This window comes from Myxococcus eversor (assembly GCF_010894455.1).
GTDB classification, from domain to species: Bacteria; Myxococcota; Myxococcia; order Myxococcales; family Myxococcaceae; genus Myxococcus; species Myxococcus eversor.
In genome coordinates this window covers 355,401-374,456 of the sequence record NZ_JAAIXY010000011.1, presented here as the reverse complement: position 1 = coordinate 374,456, position 19,056 = coordinate 355,401, and the positions used below count along the sequence as shown (strand labels likewise).

General features: G+C 68.0%; 15 protein-coding genes and 2 tRNA genes. 2 read left to right on the top strand and 15 right to left on the bottom strand.

Annotated elements, in window-relative coordinates; genetic code table 11:
• A partial coding sequence (locus tag G4D83_RS23670; protein WP_163867065.1) for a non-ribosomal peptide synthetase occupies positions 1-4,908 on the top strand: 4,908 nt, incomplete at its 5' end.
• A gap of 182 nt (positions 4,909-5,090) precedes the next feature.
• Here the strand turns inward: G4D83_RS23670 and G4D83_RS23665 are convergent.
• The 14 genes from G4D83_RS23665 to G4D83_RS23600 form a co-directional block, all read right to left on the bottom strand.
• A tRNA-Pro gene (locus G4D83_RS23665) sits at positions 5,091-5,167 on the bottom strand.
• Between the two features lie 97 nt (positions 5,168-5,264).
• Positions 5,265-5,654, bottom strand: a complete 390-nt coding sequence (locus tag G4D83_RS23660; RefSeq protein WP_141640623.1) for an integration host factor subunit alpha — start codon at positions 5,652-5,654, stop codon at positions 5,265-5,267.
• A gap of 99 nt (positions 5,655-5,753) precedes the next feature.
• Complete coding sequence (gene pheT, locus G4D83_RS23655; protein ID WP_163867064.1) at positions 5,754-8,168, bottom strand: phenylalanine--tRNA ligase subunit beta; 2,415 nt, start codon at positions 8,166-8,168, stop codon at positions 5,754-5,756.
• A gap of 103 nt (positions 8,169-8,271) precedes the next feature.
• Complete coding sequence (pheS, locus tag G4D83_RS23650) at positions 8,272-9,321, bottom strand: phenylalanine--tRNA ligase subunit alpha (RefSeq protein ID WP_163867063.1); 1,050 nt, start codon at positions 9,319-9,321, stop codon at positions 8,272-8,274.
• A gap of 160 nt (positions 9,322-9,481) precedes the next feature.
• A complete protein-coding gene (gene rplT / locus G4D83_RS23645) occupies positions 9,482-9,829 on the bottom strand; it encodes a 50S ribosomal protein L20 (protein WP_163867062.1) in 348 nt (115 codons plus the stop codon).
• Positions 9,830-9,924: 95 nt separating this feature from the next.
• Positions 9,925-10,131 (bottom strand): 50S ribosomal protein L35, encoded by a 207-nt coding sequence (rpmI, locus tag G4D83_RS23640; RefSeq protein WP_141640619.1) that lies wholly within the window; start codon positions 10,129-10,131, stop codon positions 9,925-9,927.
• Positions 10,132-10,405: 274 nt separating this feature from the next.
• Positions 10,406-12,334, bottom strand: a complete 1,929-nt coding sequence (gene thrS / locus G4D83_RS23635; protein ID WP_163867061.1) for a threonine--tRNA ligase — start codon at positions 12,332-12,334, stop codon at positions 10,406-10,408.
• A 76-nt stretch (positions 12,335-12,410) separates the two neighbouring features.
• Positions 12,411-12,482: transfer RNA gene (locus G4D83_RS23630), tRNA-Val, on the bottom strand.
• Positions 12,483-12,577: 95 nt separating this feature from the next.
• Positions 12,578-13,264, bottom strand: a complete 687-nt coding sequence (locus G4D83_RS23625) for a uracil-DNA glycosylase (protein ID WP_163867060.1) — start codon at positions 13,262-13,264, stop codon at positions 12,578-12,580.
• The gene (locus G4D83_RS23620; RefSeq protein ID WP_163867059.1) at positions 13,261-14,046 is read right to left on the bottom strand and encodes a hypothetical protein; all 786 of its coding nucleotides are present in this window, start codon (positions 14,044-14,046) and stop codon (positions 13,261-13,263) included. The genes G4D83_RS23625 and G4D83_RS23620 overlap by 4 nt, the downstream gene beginning before the upstream one ends.
• A 5-nt stretch (positions 14,047-14,051) precedes the next feature.
• Positions 14,052-15,230 carry an AI-2E family transporter gene (locus tag G4D83_RS23615; RefSeq protein ID WP_240356521.1) on the bottom strand — a complete coding sequence of 393 codons (1,179 nt, stop codon included), beginning with the start codon at positions 15,228-15,230 and terminating at the stop codon, positions 14,052-14,054.
• A gap of 282 nt (positions 15,231-15,512) precedes the next feature.
• Positions 15,513-15,806: a PEGA domain-containing protein gene (locus G4D83_RS23610; RefSeq protein ID WP_163867058.1), complete on the bottom strand. Its 294-nt coding sequence runs from the start codon at positions 15,804-15,806 to the stop codon at positions 15,513-15,515.
• Between the two features lie 116 nt (positions 15,807-15,922).
• Complete coding sequence (locus G4D83_RS23605) at positions 15,923-16,726, bottom strand: hypothetical protein (RefSeq protein WP_205522698.1); 804 nt, start codon at positions 16,724-16,726, stop codon at positions 15,923-15,925.
• Between the two features lie 115 nt (positions 16,727-16,841).
• Positions 16,842-17,192 (bottom strand): PilZ domain-containing protein, encoded by a 351-nt coding sequence (locus G4D83_RS23600; protein WP_163867057.1) that lies wholly within the window; start codon positions 17,190-17,192, stop codon positions 16,842-16,844.
• 164 nt (positions 17,193-17,356) lie between these two features.
• Here G4D83_RS23600 and G4D83_RS23595 point away from each other — a divergent pair, with 164 nt between their 5' ends.
• Positions 17,357-18,082: an FKBP-type peptidyl-prolyl cis-trans isomerase gene (locus G4D83_RS23595; protein WP_163867056.1), complete on the top strand. Its 726-nt coding sequence runs from the start codon at positions 17,357-17,359 to the stop codon at positions 18,080-18,082.
• A gap of 10 nt (positions 18,083-18,092) precedes the next feature.
• On the opposite strand, the gene G4D83_RS23590 is transcribed toward G4D83_RS23595, so the two are convergent.
• Positions 18,093-19,043, bottom strand: a complete 951-nt coding sequence (locus G4D83_RS23590) for a class I SAM-dependent methyltransferase (protein WP_163867055.1) — start codon at positions 19,041-19,043, stop codon at positions 18,093-18,095.
• Positions 19,044-19,056 lie beyond the last annotated feature (13 nt).

Here is a 19,056-nt window from a genome sequence, read left to right as displayed (position 1 = left end):
CACGCTCCCGCCGTCAGCTTCGAGTCCTCCTCCCTCACCTACCTTCAGCTCAACTCCCGCGCCAACCAACTCGCTCGTCACCTGCGCTCCCTCGGCGTCGGCCCCGATACCCTCGTCGGCCTTTGCGTCGAGCGCTCCCTCGACATGGTGGTGGGCATCCTCGGCGTCCTCAAGGCCGGTGGCGCCTATGTCCCGCTGGACTCCAGCTACCCCGCCCAGCGTCTGGCCTTCATGCTTCAGCAGGCCGCCGTCCCCGTGCTCCTCACCCAGCAGCACCTCGCGGACGAACTCCCCAGCCAGAGTGAGATGCTCTTCTGCCTCGACTCCGACTGGGCCCAGCTCGCTTCGCTTCCCGACGACAACCTGGCCTCTGTCAGCGGCGGCGAGAACCTCGCCTACGTCATCTTCACCTCCGGCTCCACCGGCCAGCCCAAGGGCACGCTGCTGACGCACCGGGGCTTGTGCAATACCGCCCTCGCCGCCGCGGGCGCGCTGCGCCTGGAGCCGGGACAGAAGGCACTGCAATTCGCCGCCTTCGGCTTCGACGCCTCGGTATGGGAATGCTTCTCCGCCCTGCTCAGCGGCGCCCAGCTTTGCCTCGCGCCGCGCGACGCCCTCATGCCCGGCCTGCCCCTGCACTCGCTGCTGCAGAAGCAGGCCATCACCACCGCCACCCTCACGCCCTCGGTGCTCGCGCAGACTTCGCCCGAAGGCCTGGACTCGCTGCGCACGCTCGCCTCCGCCGGTGAGGCCCTGCCCGCTGAATTGGCCCGGCGCTGGGGCCAGGGGCGCCTGCTTCTCAACGCCTACGGCCCCACTGAAGTCACCGTCTGCGCCTCGGTGACTCCCGGCCCCGTCAATCCCAATCACCTCACCATTGGTCGCGCGCTGCCCAACGTGCAGTTGTACGTCCTCGACTCCGCCCTGCACCCCGTGCCCCTCGGCGTCCCGGGAGAGCTCTTCGTCGGCGGCCCCGGCCTCGCCCGTGGCTACCTGCACCGCGCCGACCTCACCGCCGAGCGCTTCGTCCCCCATCCCTTCAGCACCACGTCCGGCGCACGCCTGTACCGCACCGGGGACCGCGTCCGGTGGCTGGCCTCGGGTGAGCTCGACTTCCTCGGCCGGGCCGACTCTCAGGTGAAGCTGCGGGGCTTCCGTATTGAGTTGGGTGAAGTCGAAGCCGTGCTCGCTCAGCACCCGTCCATCCACGAGGCCGTCGCCCTCGTGCGTGAGGACGTGCCCGGTGACAGCCGACTCGTCGCCTACGCCGTGCTGGTGGGCGGCCACGAGTTGGACACGGCCGCGCTGCGAGCCCACCTGCTCCAGCGGCTGCCCGAGTACATGGTGCCCTCCGCCTTCGTCGCACTGGATGCCCTGCCCCTTACTTCCAACGACAAGCTCGACCGCAACGCACTGCCTGCTCCGGAGATTTCGCGGGAGAAGGCCAAGCCCTTCATCGCTCCGCGTACGCCGGCGGAGGAGATCATCGCCGCCATCTGGCGTGAGCTGCTGGCCGTGAATGTGATGAGCACGGATGATGACTTCTTCGACCTTGGCGGCCACTCACTGCTGGCCACCCAGGTCATCAGCCGCATTCGCAATGCCTTCCAGGTGGAAGTGCCGCTGAGCGACCTCTTCGAGCTGCGCACCGTGGTAGCGCTCTCGGCGCGCGTCGAGGCGGCGGCACGGGCCGGGCATGGAGTCCAGGCTCCGCCAATCCGACCCCATGCGCGAGGGAGCGCATTGCCGCTGTCGTTCGCGCAGCACCGCCTCTTGTTCCTCAACCAGCTCGAGCCGGACAGCCCGCTCTACAACATGCCGGCGGTCCTGCGGCTGGAGGGCGTGCTGGACGCCTCCGCGCTGGAGAAGAGCTTCAACGAGCTCATCCGCCGCCATGAGGGACTGCGAGCCACGTTCCATGCGGAGCAGGGCTCCATGGTGCAGCACATCGCCCCCGAGTTGACGCTGCCTCTGCCTGTGCTGGACCTGTCCGGTGTGCCGTCCACCGAGCTGGAGGCCGAGGTAGAGCGACTTTCCAACGAAGAGGCAAAGCGTCCCTTCGAGTTGGCGCGGGCGCCGCTGATGCGCGTCACGCTGCTGCGACTGGCCGAGCGCAGACATGTGCTGCTGCTGACGATGCACCACATCATCTCGGACGGTTGGTCCATGAGCATCCTCGTGCGCGAGGTGGCCACGGGCTATGGGGCACTCATCGCGGGTCAGCCCTCGCCGCTGCCCGAGCTGGCCATCCAATACGCCGACTACGCCGCGTGGCAGCGCCAGTGGCTGGCGGGTGAGGTGCTCCAGAGTCAACTCGGCTGGTGGCGCCAGCAACTCGACGGCATCCCGCAGTTGCTCGAACTGCCCACCGACAAGCCGCGCCCGACGAGCCGCACCGTCCGCGGAGAGAACTACCAGTTCGGGCTCTCCGTGGAGCTCGTGACCGCGATGAAGACGATGAGCCAGCGCGAGGGCGTCACGCTCTACATGACGCTGCTGGCCGCCTTCGACGTGCTGCTGGCCCGCTACTCCGGACAAACGGACATCGTCGTCGGCACCGACATCGCCAACCGCACCCATGCGGAGACCGAAGGCCTCATCGGCTTCTTCATCAACCAGCTCGTCATGCGGACGAAGCTCGACGGTGACCCCACCTTCCGCGAGCTGCTCGGCCGGGTGCGCGAGGCGTCTCTGGGTGCCTACGCCCACCAGGACGTGCCCTTCGAGGAGCTGGTGCGCGAACTCAACCCCGAGCGCAGCCTCGGCCACGCGCCCCTCTTCCAGGTCAAGCTCGTCCTCCAGAACCAGCCTCAATCCAAACTGGAGCTGCCAGGCCTCACGCTGGAGCTGGTGCCGGTGGACCACCGCACCGCCAAGTTCGACCTCACGCTGTCATTCAATGAGACCGAGCAAGGCCTCACGGCTTCTTGCGAGTACAGCACGGACCTGTTCGAGGCGCGGACCATCGAGCGGATGGTGGGCCACCTGAAGACGCTGCTGGAGTCGGCCGTGGCCGCTCCCAGCAAACGCCTCTCCCAGTTGTCCATGCTGCCGGCCGCCGAACGCCAGCAGGTGCTGGTGGACTGGAACCAGACTCACCAGGAGCGTCCGGACACCACCGCTCACCAGCTCTTCGAAGCCCAGGTGCAGCGCACGCCCCACGCTCCCGCCGTCAGCTTCGAGTCCTCCTCCCTCACCTACCTTCAGCTCAACTCCCGCGCCAACCAACTCGCTCGTCACCTGCGCTCCCTCGGCGTCGGCCCCGATACCCTCGTCGGCCTTTGCGTCGAGCGCTCCCTCGACATGGTGGTGGGCATCCTCGGCGTCCTCAAGGCCGGTGGCGCCTATGTCCCGCTGGACTCCAGCTACCCCGCCCAGCGTCTGGCCTTCATGCTTCAGCAGGCCGCCGTCCCCGTGCTCCTCACCCAGCAGCACCTCGCGGACGAACTCCCCAGCCAGAGTGAGATGCTCTTCTGCCTCGACTCCGACTGGGCCCAGCTCGCTTCGCTTCCCGACGACAACCTGGCCTCTGTCAGCGGCGGCGAGAACCTCGCCTACGTCATCTTCACCTCCGGCTCCACCGGCCAGCCCAAGGGCACGCTGCTGACGCACCGGGGCTTGTGCAATACCGCCCTCGCCGCCGCGGGCGCGCTGCGCCTGGAGCCGGGACAGAAGGCACTGCAATTCGCCGCCTTCGGCTTCGACGCCTCGGTATGGGAATGCTTCTCCGCCCTGCTCAGCGGCGCCCAGCTTTGCCTCGCGCCGCGCGACGCCCTCATGCCCGGCCTGCCCCTGCACTCGCTGCTGCAGAAGCAGGCCATCACCACCGCCACCCTCACGCCCTCGGTGCTCGCGCAGACTTCGCCCGAAGGCCTGGACTCGCTGCGCACGCTCGCCTCCGCCGGTGAGGCCCTGCCCGCTGAATTGGCCCGGCGCTGGGGCCAGGGGCGCCTGCTTCTCAACGCCTACGGCCCCACTGAAGTCACCGTCTGCGCCTCGGTGACTCCCGGCCCCGTCAATCCCAATCACCTCACCATTGGTCGCGCACTGCCCAACGTGCAGTTGTACGTCCTCGACTCCGCCCTGCACCCGGTGCCCCTCGGCGTCCCGGGAGAGCTCTTCGTCGGCGGCCCCGGCCTCGCCCGCGGCTACCTGCACCGCGCCGACCTCACCGCCGAGCGCTTCGTCCCCCATCCCTTCAGCACCACGCCCGGCGCGCGCATGTACCGCACCGGGGACCGCGTCCGGTGGCTGGCCTCGGGTGAGCTCGACTTCCTCGGTCGGGCCGACTCTCAGGTGAAGCTGCGTGGCTTCCGTATTGAGTTGGGCGAAGTCGAAGCCGTGCTCGCTCAGCACCCGTCCATTCACGAGGCCGTCGCCCTCGTGCGTGAGGACGTGCCCGGTGACAGCCGCCTCGTCGCCTACGCCGTGCTGGCTGACGGCCACGAGTTGGACACGGCCGCGCTTCGCGCCCACCTGCTCCAGCGGTTGCCCGAGTACATGGTGCCCTCCGCCTTCGTCGCACTGAAGGCCCTGCCCCTCACCTCCAACGACAAGCTCGACCGCAACGCTCTGCCCGCTCCGGACCGGGCCCTGCTGCAGGGATTGGACTTCGAGCCACCGCGGGGCGAAATCGAAACGCAGCTCGGCGCCATCTTCATGGAGCTACTGGGCGTCGAGCAGGTTGGCCGCAACGACAGCTTCTTCGAGTTGGGCGGCCACTCACTGCTGGCCACACAAGCCATCTCGCGAGTCGATGAGCTCTTCGGTGTGCAACTGCCGCTGAGAGAGATCTTCGAAACCCCCACCATCGCCAACCTCTCCACTCACATCGAGGCCGCGCTCGCGTCTCAGGTCGACCCCGAGGAACTGAGCCGGATGATGGCCGAGTTGGAAGAGGAGTCCTGAAGAGCGGCGTCCGCGCCAGGAGTGCTCACATAGGTCCATGCCCCCCGAAGGGAGCGGGCATGGACCCATGAACGCCCCAGGGTGCGTTCAGCGAGAGAACGCGTTTCCTGCTGGAGCCAGAGGCCCTAAAAAGTGAAGGCCCTGGACTCCCAGGCTTTCGCCAGGGACTCCAGGGCCTTCGATGGTCGGGGCGACAGGATTTGAACCTGCGACCACTTGCACCCCAAGCAAGTGCGCTACCAGGCTGCGCTACGCCCCGAAAACCGCGGTTGCTGCCGCCGTCGTGAAACGGTGCGCCCTTATGCCCCTACACAACGCCCAGGTCAAGCAGGAGCAGCAGGCCGCGTTGGGAAAACTCACCCTTCTGAATCTTCCATTCCCTCTTCGTCGAAGTCCTCGCCCCGAGCCTCGGCCGCGTCGGCGGCTGCTTCCTCGCGAGCGTCGATCTCCGCGTGATCTTCCGGCGGGGCCTCCCCGTTGAGGGCGCTCTTCAACACCTGGCTCGGCCGGAAGGTCAGCACCCGACGGGCCGAGATTTCAATCTCCTTGCCCGTCTGCGGGTTGCGACCCACTCGCGCCTTCTTCTGGCGCACCTGGAAGTTGCCGAACCCGGAGACCTTGATCTTGTCCCCACGCTCCAGCGTCTCCTTGAGCGTGTCGAACACGAGCTCCACGATTTCGGCCGACTCCTTCTTCGAGAAGCCGACCTTCTCGTAGACGCCCTCGATGATGTCCGCCTTCGTCATGCGAATCCTCGGGATGCCCCCACCCTCAGCACGGTGAACGCCCAAATACTGTGGCAGCCTTCCCGAAGGCAAGTCAACCCTCTGACTTCATTCAGGAATTCAGGCACGCAGCGCGGCACCCAGGCGCTGGTTCACCTCGCTGATGATGCGCTGGTGCGCCTCCGTGACTTCCACGTCGGTCAACGTCCGCTCCGCCGAGCGGTAGCGCAGCGCGTACGCCAGGTTCTTCTTCCCCTCGGGAATCGGCTTGCCCGTGTACACGTCGAACACCAGCGCGTCCTCCACCAGCGGCCGCCCCACCTCCAGGATCACCTTCCGCACCGAGTCGTTCGCCAGCTCCACCGGCACCACCACCGCCAAATCCCGCAGCACCGCGGGGAACTTCGGCAGCGAGTGATACTCGGGCACCAGCCGAGCCGCCGAGTACAGCGGCTCCGTGTCCAGCTCGAACACGAACACGCCCTCGGGCAACCCCAGCGCCTTCACCACGCGCGGGTGCAGCTCACCCACATGGCCGAGCACCGTGCCGTCCGCCAACTTCACCTCCGCGCTGGCACGCGGGTGGTACGCCGACGGCCCGCCGGGCGACCAGGTGACGCCCTCCACCCGCAGCGCGCCCAGCACCGCCTCCACCGCGCCCTTGGCATCGTAGAAGTCCGCCCGGGCATCCTTCTGCGTCCAGCTCCGGCCACCACCCCGCAGGCCCCACACCAGGCCCGCCACGCGATTCACCTCGCGCGCCGCCGGCCGGGTCCCCTGCCCTCCCTCCGCGTCACGGAAGTAGGCGCGGCCCGTCTCGTAGAGGCACACCGACTCCACCTGGTGACGGACACTGCGCGACAGGTTCTCCAGCAACCCGGGAATCAAGCTGGTGCGCATCACCGACTGCTCGACACTCAGCGGGTTGAGCAGCGCCACCGGCTGCTCCTTCAGGCCCAGCACCTCCAGGTTCTTCGGCGCGACGAACGAGTAGTTCACCACCTCGTCCAGCCCCGCACCTGACATCGCCTGCCGAAGCCTCCGCTCCGCCTCCGAGTGCGCCGGCTCCGGCGCCAGTGACGCCAGTCCGCGCGGCAGCTTCGCCGGGATGTTGTCGTAGCCGAAGACACGAGCGACCTCCTCCAGCAGGTCCTCCTCGCGCTCCACGTCCACCCGCGCCCTGGGCACCGAGTACGTCGCCTGCCCCGCGCTCTCCGCCAGCTTCTGGAACCCGAGCGCCTCCAGGATGCGCCGCACCTCCGCCTCGGGCACCGCGACGCCCAGCACCTTCTCCACCCGCGCGAAGCGCAGCGTCACCTGACGCGGCGGCTTCTCGGCCGGATAGATGTCGATGAGCCCCGGCGCCACCGTACCGCCCGCCAGTTCGATGAGCAGCTGCGCCGCCCGCTCGATGGCCGGAACCACCGCGTCCAGGTCCGCCCCACGCTCGAAGCGGTGAGACGCCTCCGTGTGCAGCGCATGACGCTTCGCCGCCCGACGCACGCCCGAGCCCAGGAAGTTCGCCGACTCCAGCAACAGGCGCGTCGTCTTCTCCGTCACCTCGCTGTCGCCGCCACCCATGACGCCCGCGAGCGCCTGCGGCCGGTCCCGGTCACAGATGACCAGCTCCTCCTGGTCCAGCGTCCGCTCCTTGCCGTCCAGGGTGGTGAGCTTCTCGCCCTTCTTCGCCGCGCGGACGACGATCTCCTGCCCCCCGAGCTTGTCCAAATCAAACGCGTGCAGCGGCTGCCCGAACTCGAGGTTCACGTAGTTGGTGATGTCCACCACGTTGTTGATGGCCCGCACACCACAGGCCTTCAGCCGGTCCTGCATCCACTGCGGCGACGGCTTGATGGTGACGTTCTCCACCACGCGCGCCGCATAACGCGGGCAGCGCACCGAGTCCTCCACACGGACCTTGGCGCTCTGGGACGCGGGCGTCCCCGACTCCGTCAGCTTCGGCTGCGGAACCTTCAGCGCCGCCCCCGTCACCACGCTCACCTCGCGCGCCACGCCCAGGTGACTGAGCGCGTCCGGACGGTTCGGCGTGATGTTGACCTCCAGGACCACGTCGTCCAGCCCCAGCGCCTCGGCGATGGGCGTGCCCGGCTTCAAGTCGGGCGACAGGATGAGCAGGCCGCTCGACTCCTCGCTCAGCCCCAGCTCCTTCGAGGAGCAGAGCATGCCGGAGCTGTCCACGCCTCGCAGCGCGGCCTGTTTGATCTCCATCCCGTTGGGCAGCTTCGTGCCCACCGTGGCCAGCGGAACCTTGTCGCCGACCTTGTAGTTCTTCGCGCCGCACACCACCTGCACCAGCGCGTCGCCCCCGGCGTCAATCTTCGTGACGGAGAGCTTGTCCGCGTTGGGGTGCTGCACGGACTCCTTGATCTGCGCCACCACCACGCCTCGGAGCCCCTCGCCCGGACGCTCCAGGCCTTCGATCTCCAGGCCCGCGGCGGTCAACTTGCGCGCCAGCTCGTCCACTGACAGCGGCAGCGCCACGTAGTCGCCAAGCCACTTCACCGAAATCTTCACAGGTCCACCCTCTTGCTCTCGGGACGAAGACAGGAGCGCGGCCGCGCCACCCCGCCAGGCGGGAGGCTCCGGGCAGCCGCGCTCGAAGGACTCAGAACGGGACTCAGAACTGTTCGAGGAACCGAGCGTCGTTCTCGAACATCATCCGCAGGTCGTCGATGCGGTAGCGCAGCATCGCGATGCGCTCCACGCCCATGCCGAACGCGTAGCCCGTCACCTCGCCCGGGTCATACCCCGCCGAGGTGAACACGTTGGGGTGCACCATCCCGCTGCCCAGCACCTCCAGCCAGCCCGTCTGCTTGCACACGCGGCAGCCCTTGCCGCCACACGAGGTGCAGGAGATGTCCACCTCCGCCGACGGCTCGGTGAACGGGAAGAACGACGGACGGAAGCGCGTGCGCGTGTCCGAGCCGAAGAACGCCTTCACGAACGCATCCAGCGAGCCCTTCAGCTCGGCGAACGTCACGTCCTTGTCCACCAGCAGGCCCTCCACCTGGTGGAACATCGGCGTATGGGTGATGTCCGAGTCGCGGCGGTACACCCGCCCCGGCATCACCGCGCGGATGGGCGGCTTGCGCTGCAACATGTACCGCACCTGCACCGGCGACGTGTGCGTGCGCAACAGCACGGAGCTGTCCGCCTTCTTCGCGTGCCCCAGGGACGGCTCGTCCACGTAGAACGTGTCCTGCATGTCCCGCGCGGGGTGGTCCTTCGGGAGGTTCAGCGCCTCGAAGTTGAAGTAGTCCAGCTCGATTTCGGGGCCCGCGGCCACGTCGAAGCCGAGCCGGGAGAAGGTCCGGACGATGTCCTCCATCGTCCTCGACACCGGGTGCCGGCTGCCGGGCGCCACCGCGCGTCCAGGCAACGTCACGTCCAGCCCGGGCCCCTGGAGCTGGGCCTCCATCGCGGCGTCCTCGGCGCGCTGCGTGGCCTCGGCGAGCAGCTTCTCCAGCTCCGCCTTGACGGTGTTGGCCACCTCACCCAGCGCCCGTCGCTCCTCGGGGGGCAGCTTGCCCATGCCGCCAAGGACTCCGGACAGTTCGCCCTTCTTGCCCAGGTAACGGACCCGAAGCGCTTCCACCGCGGGCAACTCGGACGCCCCCGCGATCTCCCGCCGAGCGGCCTCCGCCAACGCCTGCAACCTGTCCCGCATGGCCTTGTCGCCTCCGTTGCACGGCCCCTGGGCGCACGGCCCTTCGGGGCAAAAAAAAGGGCCGCCCTGGAGAGGCAGCCCGTTTACTCACGCAGGCGGGCGGCCCGTGAAGGCCACCTCACCCGCTCTGTCACTGGCCCTCGAAGAGGACCGGCGTGAATCAGGCCGCCTTCGCGATGTTGGCGATGGCCGCGAAACCCGAGGGGTCCGCGATGGCCATGTCCGACAGCACCTTGCGGTCCAGGCTGATCTTCGCCTTCGCCAGCCCGGCGATCAGCTTCGAGTACGACAGGCCGACCGTGCGAGCCGCCGCGTTGATGCGGACGATCCACAGGCTGCGGAAGTTCCGCTTGCGCTGCATGCGGTCGCGGCTGGCGTAGTCCAGAGCGCGCTCAACCGCCTGGTTCGCCCGGCGGAAGCAGTTCTTCCGGCGGCCACGGAAACCCTTGGCCAGCTTCAGGATCTTGTTACGACGGCGACGAGCCTTTACACCCTTCTTGACGCGCATGTTTCACTCACTCCGGACTGCGTAGGTTGTCAGCCCCCGCGCGGTGCCGGCTTCACGCCGCTCCGCCAAGGGCCACGAGGTTGCCGAGCCGAGGCTCAGGCCCCGTAGGGGAACATTTCCTTGATGACCTTCTTCGCATCCATGTCGCGAAGATGGCTGGTGCCGCGGTTGCCGCGCTTCTGCTTCGGCGTCTTGGCGTGAGTGAAGAGGTGCTTGCCGTAGGCCTTGCCGTGCTTGACCTTGCCGCTCTTCTTCACCTGGAAGCGCTTCTTCGCGCCACTGCGGGTCTTCAACTTCGGCATCGTCCTGATTCCTTCCTTACAGCGTGCCGTCAGCGTCACGGCCTCTGGCGTTTTCACTCAAGGCCACGGCGGGAGCCGGCAGCCTCTACCACTATTTCTTTTCAACTGGAATGGCTACCGCCGACCGCACGCCAAGCCGTCGACCCACCGTCCCCGCGCCCCTACCCCTCCCGGGATGCGTGCGACGATTCCTACAAAAAGTGCCCCAAGATACTTGGGCATGACTGGGAGTCAAGACCTGTCCGCGAGGCCCGGGCCACCCAGGTCCAACCCGCTACGGCAGGGCCGCCTCCTTGGCCAACAGCGCCTCGAAGTCGGTGAGCTTCATGCTCTTGAGGTCCTCGCCCCCGTACCGGCGCGGCGCCACGCCCTCGGCGGCGACCTCGTTGTCCCCCACCACCAGGGTGAAGGGGATCTTCTGCAGCTGCGCCTCGCGGATCTTCGCGTTGAGCGACAGGCCGCGGTCGTCGAAGTCCACCCGGAAGCCCTTGGCCCGCAGCGTGTCGCGCACCTTGCGGGCGTAGTCCGCCTGACGGTCCGCCACCACCACGATGACCGCCTGGATGGGCGCCAGCCACGCCGGGAAGGCCCCCGCGAAGTGCTCGATGAGGATGGCGGTGAAGCGCTCGAAGGAGCCGAAGATGGCGCGGTGGAGGACCACGGGCCGGTGCTGAGCGTTGTCCTCGCCCACATACGTCAGGTCGAAGCGCTCCGGGGCCAGGTAGTCCAACTGCATGGTGCCCAACTGCCAGCGGCGACCGATGCTGTCGGACACCGCGAAGTCGATCTTCGGACCGTAGAAGGCGCCGTCGCCCGGGGCCAGCTCGTACTCCAGGCCCAGCGACTCGAGCGCCATCTTGAGGCCCGCCTCGGCGCGATCCCACAGGGAGTCATCCCCCAGCCGCTGCTCCGGACGCGTGGACAGCTTCACCGCGTACGTCAGGCCCACCGCCTTGTAGACGTGGTCCAGCAGCTTCACGAAGCGCTTCACCTCGTCGGTGATCTGCGCCTCGGTGCAGTAGATGTGCGCGTCGTCCTGGGCGAACTGGCGCACGCGGGTGAGGCCGCCGAGCGAGCCCGCCGCCTCGTTGCGGTGCAGCACGTCCTGGGTGTGCAGGCGCAGCGGCAGGTCGCGGTAGCTGTGCTTCTTGAAGCCGTAGAACAGGTGGTGCGACGGGCAGTTCATCGGCTTGAGCGAGAAGTCATGCTCCCCCGACTCGCTGTCGAGCACGAGGAACATGTTCTCCTTGTACTTGCCCCAGTGGCCGCTCGTCTCCCAGAGGCCCTTGTTGAACATCAGGGGCGTCTTGATCTCCACGTAGCCGTCATTCGCCGTGAGCCGGCGCATCCAGTCGGAGAGCGTCTGGTAGAACGTCGTGCCCTTCGGGGTCCAGAAGGCGGCGCCCGGCGCGTACGGGTGGAAGTGGAAGAGGTCCAGCTCCTTGCCCAGCTTGCGGTGGTCGCGCTTCTTCGACTCCTCGATGCGCGTCAGGTACTCCTGCAACTGCTTCTTGTCGAAGAAGGCCGTGCCGTAGATACGCTGGAGCATCGGGTTGCGGTGGTCACCGCGCCAGTAGGCTCCGCTGGAGGAGAGGATCTTGATGACGCCGATCTTCCCGGTGCTCGGGGCGTGGGGCCCCAGGCAGAAGTCCACCCAGTCGCCGTGGGTGTAGAGGGTGAGCGTCTTGGCGCCGCGCTCGGCGATGTCCTTGACGATCTCCACCTTGAACTTCTCGCCCTTCTCCTCGAAGAGGCGAATGGCGTCGTCCATGGAGATCTCGGTGCGGACGAACGCCATGTCCCGCTTCAGCTCGGCGTTCGCCTCGGCCTCGATCTTCTCCAGCTCGTCGGGCGTGAACGGCTTCTCGCGGAAGAAGTCGTAGTAGAAGCCCTCCTCCGTCGCGGGACCGATGGTCACCTGCGTGCCGGGGAAGAGCTTCTGGACAGCGCTGGCCACCACGTGGGCCGCGTCGTGCCGGATGAGCTCCAGCGACTCCGGGCTCTTGGGCGTGAAGATCTGCAGCTTCACGTCCTCGTCGAGCGTCCGGGCCAGATCCATGTCCTGGCCGTTCACCCGAGCGAACAGCGCGGCCTTCGCCAGGCCGGCACCGATGCTCTCCCGAACGAAGTCCGCGATGGTGGTCCCCCGGGCGGCCTGCTTCTGACTGCCGTCGGGGAGGGTGACCGTGATCATTTCGGACATGCGATACCTCGGAAAAACCGCGGGCGGCAGGGCTCTTGAAAGCCGTGCCGCCCGCTGGAGATCACATCAACTGTGTTGGGTCGTAGTGGGATCGAACCACTGACCCCTACCGTGTCAAGGTAGTGCTCTACCGCTGAGCTAACGACCCGGTGCTGAGGTGGCGCGGGGAATAACAGCGGGCTCCCGTAGCTGTCAAGCAAACACGCGACAGCGCATCCGATCTTCCCCATTTCCCGGCGCGGACTATGGCTCCGCTGCGATCAGCGCCCGGACCCTCGCCATCACCGCGTCGAACATGGCCGGCGTCAGCCTCCCCGTCTGCGTGTTCTGCTGGCTCACGTGGTAGCAGCCCAGGAGGATCCGCCCGTCCTGGAGCGCCAGCTCCGCCCCATGGCCGAACGCGGGACGCGGAGACGCGAACTTCATTCCGGTCCGCTCCAGCGACGCGAGCGCGGCGTTCCACCCGATGGCCCCCAGGGCGAGCAGCACGCGGGCGGGCAACAGGGCCATCTCCCGGTCCAGGAACGGCGCGCAGCGAGCCAGCTCCTCGGGCAGCGGCTTGTTGTCCGGAGGAGCGCAGCGGGCGGCCGCCACGATGAACGCGTCCTTCAGCGCCAGCCCGTCCTCCCGGTGCTCACTGGTCCCCTGGTTCGCGAACCCCGCCCGGTGCAGCCCCGCGAAGAGGAAGTCCCCGGACCTGTCTCCGGTGAACATCCGCCCTGTCCGGTTGGCCCCATGCGCCGCCGGCGCCAGCCCGACGATGACGAGCCGGGCCCGCGCATCCCCGAACCCCGGCACCGGCCGACCCCAGTAGGTCCACTCGCGGTAGGCACGGCGCTTCACCCGGGCGACCTCCTCGCGCCACTCCACCAACCGGGGACAGCTCCGACACCCGGCGATCTCCTGATGCAGCTTCTCCAGCTTCGTCACCGCGCGCTCCCGCTCACCGCGGCCTCCAGCCGCTCGACCCAGGCCCGGGCATAACCCAGGGACTCCGGGTCCGCGCCTACTTCGATCTCCAGCTCCGTGGCCGGCTCCTGGACGAACAACGACACGAGGGCGGACTCATCCAGCAGCTCCCTCACGCGGATCCTCCGGACCACCCCCGCGGGCACCCTCCCCTTCGAGTCGACCCAGACCACGCCCCTCGAGGTTGGAGAGCGCCACGTCCACGCGCCGCCACCCGACACGGGCCCATCCATCGCGAGGGGCCCCATCAGCTTGGCGCCCGGGAGCTGCACGAACTCACCCCAGCCCGCCAGCGTCGCCTCCTCGGGCCTGGGGAACCACGCCACCCGCGAGGGCCTCACGGCCGACACGCGACGGGCGACGTCCACATCCATCGGCCCGCGAATCTCCACCGCCACCGGCCTGGGCCCCAGCCGATGGTGCCACCCCGACAGGTCGAGCGTCGTCGCGTCCACCCAGAGCCCCACCCGGGGAGCCCGCGCGAGCTGCCGCGCATGGGCCTCGACGAGCGGTGGACGGACCTGAAGCCAGACCTCGGGGAAGCTCTTGAGCGCATCCAGCGTCGAGTCGCGCGGCATGTTCGAACGCGTGCTCAGCCACAGCACCGTCCCACTGCCAGCGAGGGAGCGCAGGGTGTCCGCATCCACCGACTCGTCCACGAGCAGGTTCAGGCGATACCGGGACAGCGTGAGGCTGGCGGGGCCTGGAGCCTGCGCCAGCACCGCCGCCAGCAACACCGCCACGCCCATCACTTCGAGCGAGCCTCGCCCGTGTACAGCGAGGTCCGCTGGTAGCGCTGCACCACCACGCTCAGCACGACCTTGAGGATGGCCGCCACCGGCACCGCGAGGAGGATGCCCACGAAGCCGAACAGCTCACCGAAGGCGAGAATCGCGATGATGACCGCCACCGGCGCCAGGCCCACCTTCTCGCCGACGATGCGCGGGGTGATGACGAAGCCCTCCAGCATCTGGCCGAAGATGAACGTGCCCGCCACGACGCCAAGCTGCCAGGGCCCCTGCCACGACAGCATCACCCCCACGAGCGACAACAGGATGCCCACCCCCGTCCCCAGGTACGGCACCATGTTGCCGAAGCCGGCAATCACCCCGATGACGATGGCCATGTCGATGCGCCCCGCCGACAAGCCCGCCGCGTAGATGACCGACAGCAGCGCTCCCACCGTCAACTGACCGCGCACGAAGGCGGAGAGCACCTCGTCCACCTCCGCGAAGCGGCGCCCCACCAGTCCCACCGCGCGACGCGGCAACAGGTCCTTCAGCCGCCCCATCAATCGCGGGTAGTCCTGCAGGAAGAAGAAGGCCAGCACCGGCACCACCGCGAGCCCCAGCAGCGTCACCACGAACCGAGCCGTGTTGCCCGCGAAGGCAGCCAGGAGCCGCGCCGCGGCGGGACCCGCGCTCTGCACCAGGTCCGACGCCTGCTGTCCCAGCTCCGTGGTGCGCTGCCGCACCAGGTCCGGCACCGAGCGCCCCAGCAACGCCTCCAGGCGCGGCACCACCTGCGTGCTCGCGCGACTGAAGAAGTCGGGCAGCTTCAGCGCCTCGTCACGAAACACCGGGACGAGATAGAGGAACGCGCCCACCATCATCAGCGTCCCGGCCGCGAAGACGAGCGTCGTCCCCCACGTCCGGTCCAACCCCCGTCGCTCCAGGGTCGTCACGATGGGATTGAAGATGTACGCCCCGGCCAGCGCCAGCAGCACCGGCACCGCCACGCCACCGAACACCGCCAGCAGCGCGAACACCAGGCCCAACGAGCCCACCATCACCGCCGACCACCACAGGTCGATGCGTCGGGCCTCGACCTCCGTCAGCTCGCCCTCCAGCACCGGAGCCACCGTCGGAACCACGACGGCCTCCGCCTTCACGGCGTGCAGCATGGGCTGCGCCGGCGCGGGACTCATGGCGGCGGGGCTGCTCTTCTTGTTGTTGCGGCGTCCGATGACCCACTCCTCTTTCCGCGAGACGTCCGCGGCCTACGGCTCCTTGAAGCCGTCATTGCACATCCCGAAAGCGCCGGGTCCAGGCTCCAGGCGCTTCGCTGAAACCGTCCCCGACCCGCCCCACCCGAGGGCCACGCTGGTCCACGGACCATCATCGCCCAGGCTTTCGGGGAAACCACGACGGCCACTCTGATGCAAGGCAGCCTGGCTGGACGCGCGGCGGCCAGGAGGGCAGCCCCCACGTCACGGCGTGCTTCCACCGGGCACGCTCTCCGAGGAGCGGAGCTGGATGGTCAGCCTCGCCCGAGCGCCACTGGGCTCGTAGTACGTTGTGTAGGGCCAGTACCCCCGCTTCTTCACTTCAATCTGGTGCAGGCCCGTGCCCAACGTGAGCCCTCGGGGACTGCCCGAGTAGTCACTGCACAGACCCTGGAGCACACCGTCCAGATACACCTCGGCGTCATCGGGGTCGCAGCGAAGGGCCACGTCACCGCTCGTGCTCTGGGCACCGGCCATCATCTCGCGCGCCCGAGCCATCGAGTCCGGCTCCTTCCGCCCCGAACACCCCAGCCACAACAGCAGGAACACGCCCGCGCCAGCAGGCCTCGACCTCCATCCCACCCGCGAACCGCTCACCGTGCCGACCTTCCTCGCTACTGCGTGACGATGACGACCCGACCCTCGGCCAGGAAGCGCGTGTTGACCTCGCCCAGCGTCTTCACGTCATCCGAGCCGAGCACCAGGTCGGAGCCCTTCAGCCCGGTGGCCTTCACCACCATGGGCTTCTCGCCCACCAGCGCGGCCTTCTTCGCCGCATCCAGGCTGTTGAACCACGCTGCGACGCCGGTGGACTCGCGAATCTCACTCGCCAGCGCGCCCGCGCCATAGAGCGCCTTGCCCGCCGCATCCAGGAGCCGGGGCGCGAGCACGGGCTTGAGCCCCAGCCCTCGCGCGTCCACCACCAGCCCCGTGTACCTCTTCGCGCCCTCGCTGTTGAAGACGATGGTCTCTGGTGCGGGCACCACCAGCGCGGAGGTAATCGCCGCCAGCGGCACCTCCACATCCAGTTCCACGCCACTGTCTGAGAAGAAACGCTTGGCGACGACCTTGTGGGCGCGGACCGCCGTCTCCACGCGCCCACGCACCTCGTCCCGCGCCATCTCGTCGCCCACGCTGCGCCCCGCGCTCAACTGCAGCGTGCGCACCTGGTCGAGGAGGTTCTTGGACGCTTCCTGCCTGGCGGAGCGCTCGGCCCCCAGGCGTGCCTGGCCTGGATTCGCCGCCTTCAGGTCGGGAGCACCCGCCCCGGTCGCCCGAAGCACCTGCCCCTCCCAATTCACTCCCACACTGCCCACCGGACGGACTACCTCGACGGTGGGGGCGGGCCTCGCCGCCCTGCCCTGACCGAACGCCGACAGAGGCACGGCCAGCAACAACCCCCATAGCGAATGCCTCATGGAGCTCCTCCCGTCTCACCCGATACCTTGGGTAGTCCCAGGGCAGAATCGCTGCCCATTCAAGGAGCCCGCCTCCCAGGAAGTCAAGACAACCTCCGAGGAGCGACGCGTCGCGTCAGTTCTCGCTGCCCGGGCGGCCGTGACGGTCGACGTAGGCGTCGATCATCTTCCGGTGCCGCTCGGTGAGGAGGGTGAACTTCACGCCGGAGCGCTCGCCCTTCTTGGCGGTGGACAGCTCCACCCACTCACGGACGACTTCGCCTTCCGCGTAGATGATCTCCTCCGAACCGGGGAGCTGGAACTGGAGGCCTACGCGCTTCGCCTCGTGCTGGGGTTCAATCAACCGCGCCAGACTCACCCCTTCTGGGCTGATGTCAGCGGCCCGCGACATGTACGGCACGCCGCCCATGTACTTGTTCAGGTAGATGTCGAGGGGCGCCCGCTTCGCCTTGCGCTTGTCGCTCATCGCTCCGTCTCCTCTGCTGCGTGCAACAGGTTGCTCCGGGGTTGAAGCAACCTGGATGCAGGGTAGAGGCACGTGCTGAACTCGCAAGAAAACGACCCACCACTCCGTGCTGGGCGTAGGCGCGCGGGACCTATATTCCAGTCCTCATGATGAAAGGTGGAAGCATGCGAACGATGTGGATGGCGACCCTCGCGCTGGTGCTCGGCACCACCGGAGCACACGCCCAGGCTGGCGGCGCGGCGAAGAAGGCCGAGCCCACCGCGAAGGCTCCCGCGGCCTCGACTGCTCCCGACGAACTCTCCGAGGACGGGAAGACCATCTACGCCCTGGGCCTCAGCGTGGGGAAGGACCTCTCGCTCTTCGCCCTCTCGCCCGAGGAAGTGAAGATCCTCCAGCGCGGCGTCGCCGACGGCATGGCCGGCACGTCCACCTTCGAGCCGAAGGAGTACGCGCCCAGGATTCAAGCGTTCGCGAAGTCGCGCCAGGCCCAGGCAGGCAGCGCGGCGCTGGAGCGCGCGGCCAAGGAGCCCGGCGCGGTGAAGCTGCCCACGGGCGTCGTCTACCGGGAGACGGAAGCGGGCAATGGCAAGAGCCCCCGCATCACCGACACCGTGAAGGTCCACTACGAAGGACGGCTGGTGGATGGCTCCGTGTTCGACACGTCCGCCAAGCGCGGCATCCCGGTCGAGTTCCCCCTCAACGGCGTCATCGCGTGTTGGACCCAGGGCGTCGCGCGGATGAAGGTGGGCGGCAAGGCGAAGCTCACCTGCCCCGGCGCCACCGCTTACGGCGAGCGCCCTCCTCCGGGCTCGCGAATCCCTCCCAACGCCGTCCTCATCTTCGACGTGGAGCTGGTGGACATCCCCGGCGATACGTCCAAGCAGCCGTAGTCGGCGCGGCTCACTTCACCCGACGAATCCAGAAGCTCCCGGGCCAGTCCACGGGAGCGCCCTGGTACGAAGGGAAGGCCTGACGCAGTCGCTCCGGCTGCGTCAGGTGCATGAAGCTGCTGCCCCAGAGCACCTCGAAGCTGTCGTTGAAGGACAGGAACGCCTGGAGCAGGTACTGCTCGGTCCAGAAGCGGCGGTGCTCCATCACCCAGGACCTCGGATACTCCGCGGGCAGGAAGATGTCGTGGATGTGCACCACCACGCCCTTCTTCAGCCGAGGCAGGAGCTCCAGGAACTCCACCTGGACATCACTGCCCACCTTCAACACATGGCTGGAGTCGATGAAGAGGATGTCGTTCTCCTCCAGCCTCGCCACCTCCGACAACGGAATGTCCTGCGCCTTCATGGGCTCGAGGCGCGTCAGCCCGGGGAAGCCCTCACGCAGCACGTCGCTGGGATAGGGCTCGAACGCCACCAGTTCGCACGCGGGCGCTCCCCCTGACTCATTCTTCCGGCACGCCTGCGCGGCCAGCCGCGTGGACCAGCCCGAACCAATCTCGAAGAGCCGGCGCGGTTTCAACTCCCGCACCAGGCAGTACAGCAGCTCCGTGTCCACCGTCCCGAACGCGCTGTTGTCCAGGTGGAACTCGTGCGGCCCCCCCGTGGGCGAGCGCGGGAAGCCCGTGTACTCATCGCGGTACTTCGCGGAGATTCGCTCCAGCAGTTCGAGCTGACTCGAAGCGCGCAGGTCCACGCCCACCATCTCCGAGCGCGCGCTCCAGAGTGACTCCGGCAGCGAGCCCGTGTCGGGGATGGGCTGGTAGAAGTGGTTCGGCGTGACGTGGTAGCCGCTGCGCTCGAAGACCTGGAACAGCCGAGGATCATCGAGCAGCCCGAGCCGCCGGCCTCCGTTCACCAGTCCCTGGGCCAACAGTTCCTTGAGTCGACGCTTGATGGGCATGAGCGGCGCGCAG

Bases quoted from the DNA above. Each gene is read 5' to 3' on its own strand.
- G4D83_RS23595 (WP_163867056.1), top strand. From the start codon at position 17,357: ATGCGAACGATGTGGATGGCGACCCTCGCGCTGGTGCTCGGCACCACC.
- thrS (WP_163867061.1), bottom strand. From the start codon at position 12,334: ATGTCCGAAATGATCACGGTCACCCTCCCCGACGGCAGTCAGAAGCAG.
- G4D83_RS23590 (WP_163867055.1), bottom strand. From the start codon at position 19,043: ATGCCCATCAAGCGTCGACTCAAGGAACTGTTGGCCCAGGGACTGGTG.
- pheS (WP_163867063.1), bottom strand. From the start codon at position 9,321: ATGCGGGACAGGTTGCAGGCGTTGGCGGAGGCCGCTCGGCGGGAGATC.
- G4D83_RS23660 (WP_141640623.1), bottom strand. From the start codon at position 5,654: ATGACGAAGGCGGACATCATCGAGGGCGTCTACGAGAAGGTCGGCTTC.
- G4D83_RS23610 (WP_163867058.1), bottom strand. From the start codon at position 15,806: ATGGCTCGGGCGCGCGAGATGATGGCCGGTGCCCAGAGCACGAGCGGT.
- G4D83_RS23615 (WP_240356521.1), bottom strand. From the start codon at position 15,230: ATGAGTCCCGCGCCGGCGCAGCCCATGCTGCACGCCGTGAAGGCGGAG.
- rpmI (WP_141640619.1), bottom strand. From the start codon at position 10,131: ATGCCGAAGTTGAAGACCCGCAGTGGCGCGAAGAAGCGCTTCCAGGTG.
- G4D83_RS23605 (WP_205522698.1), bottom strand. From the start codon at position 16,726: ATGAGGCATTCGCTATGGGGGTTGTTGCTGGCCGTGCCTCTGTCGGCG.
- rplT (WP_163867062.1), bottom strand. From the start codon at position 9,829: ATGCGCGTCAAGAAGGGTGTAAAGGCTCGTCGCCGTCGTAACAAGATC.
- G4D83_RS23600 (WP_163867057.1), bottom strand. From the start codon at position 17,192: ATGAGCGACAAGCGCAAGGCGAAGCGGGCGCCCCTCGACATCTACCTG.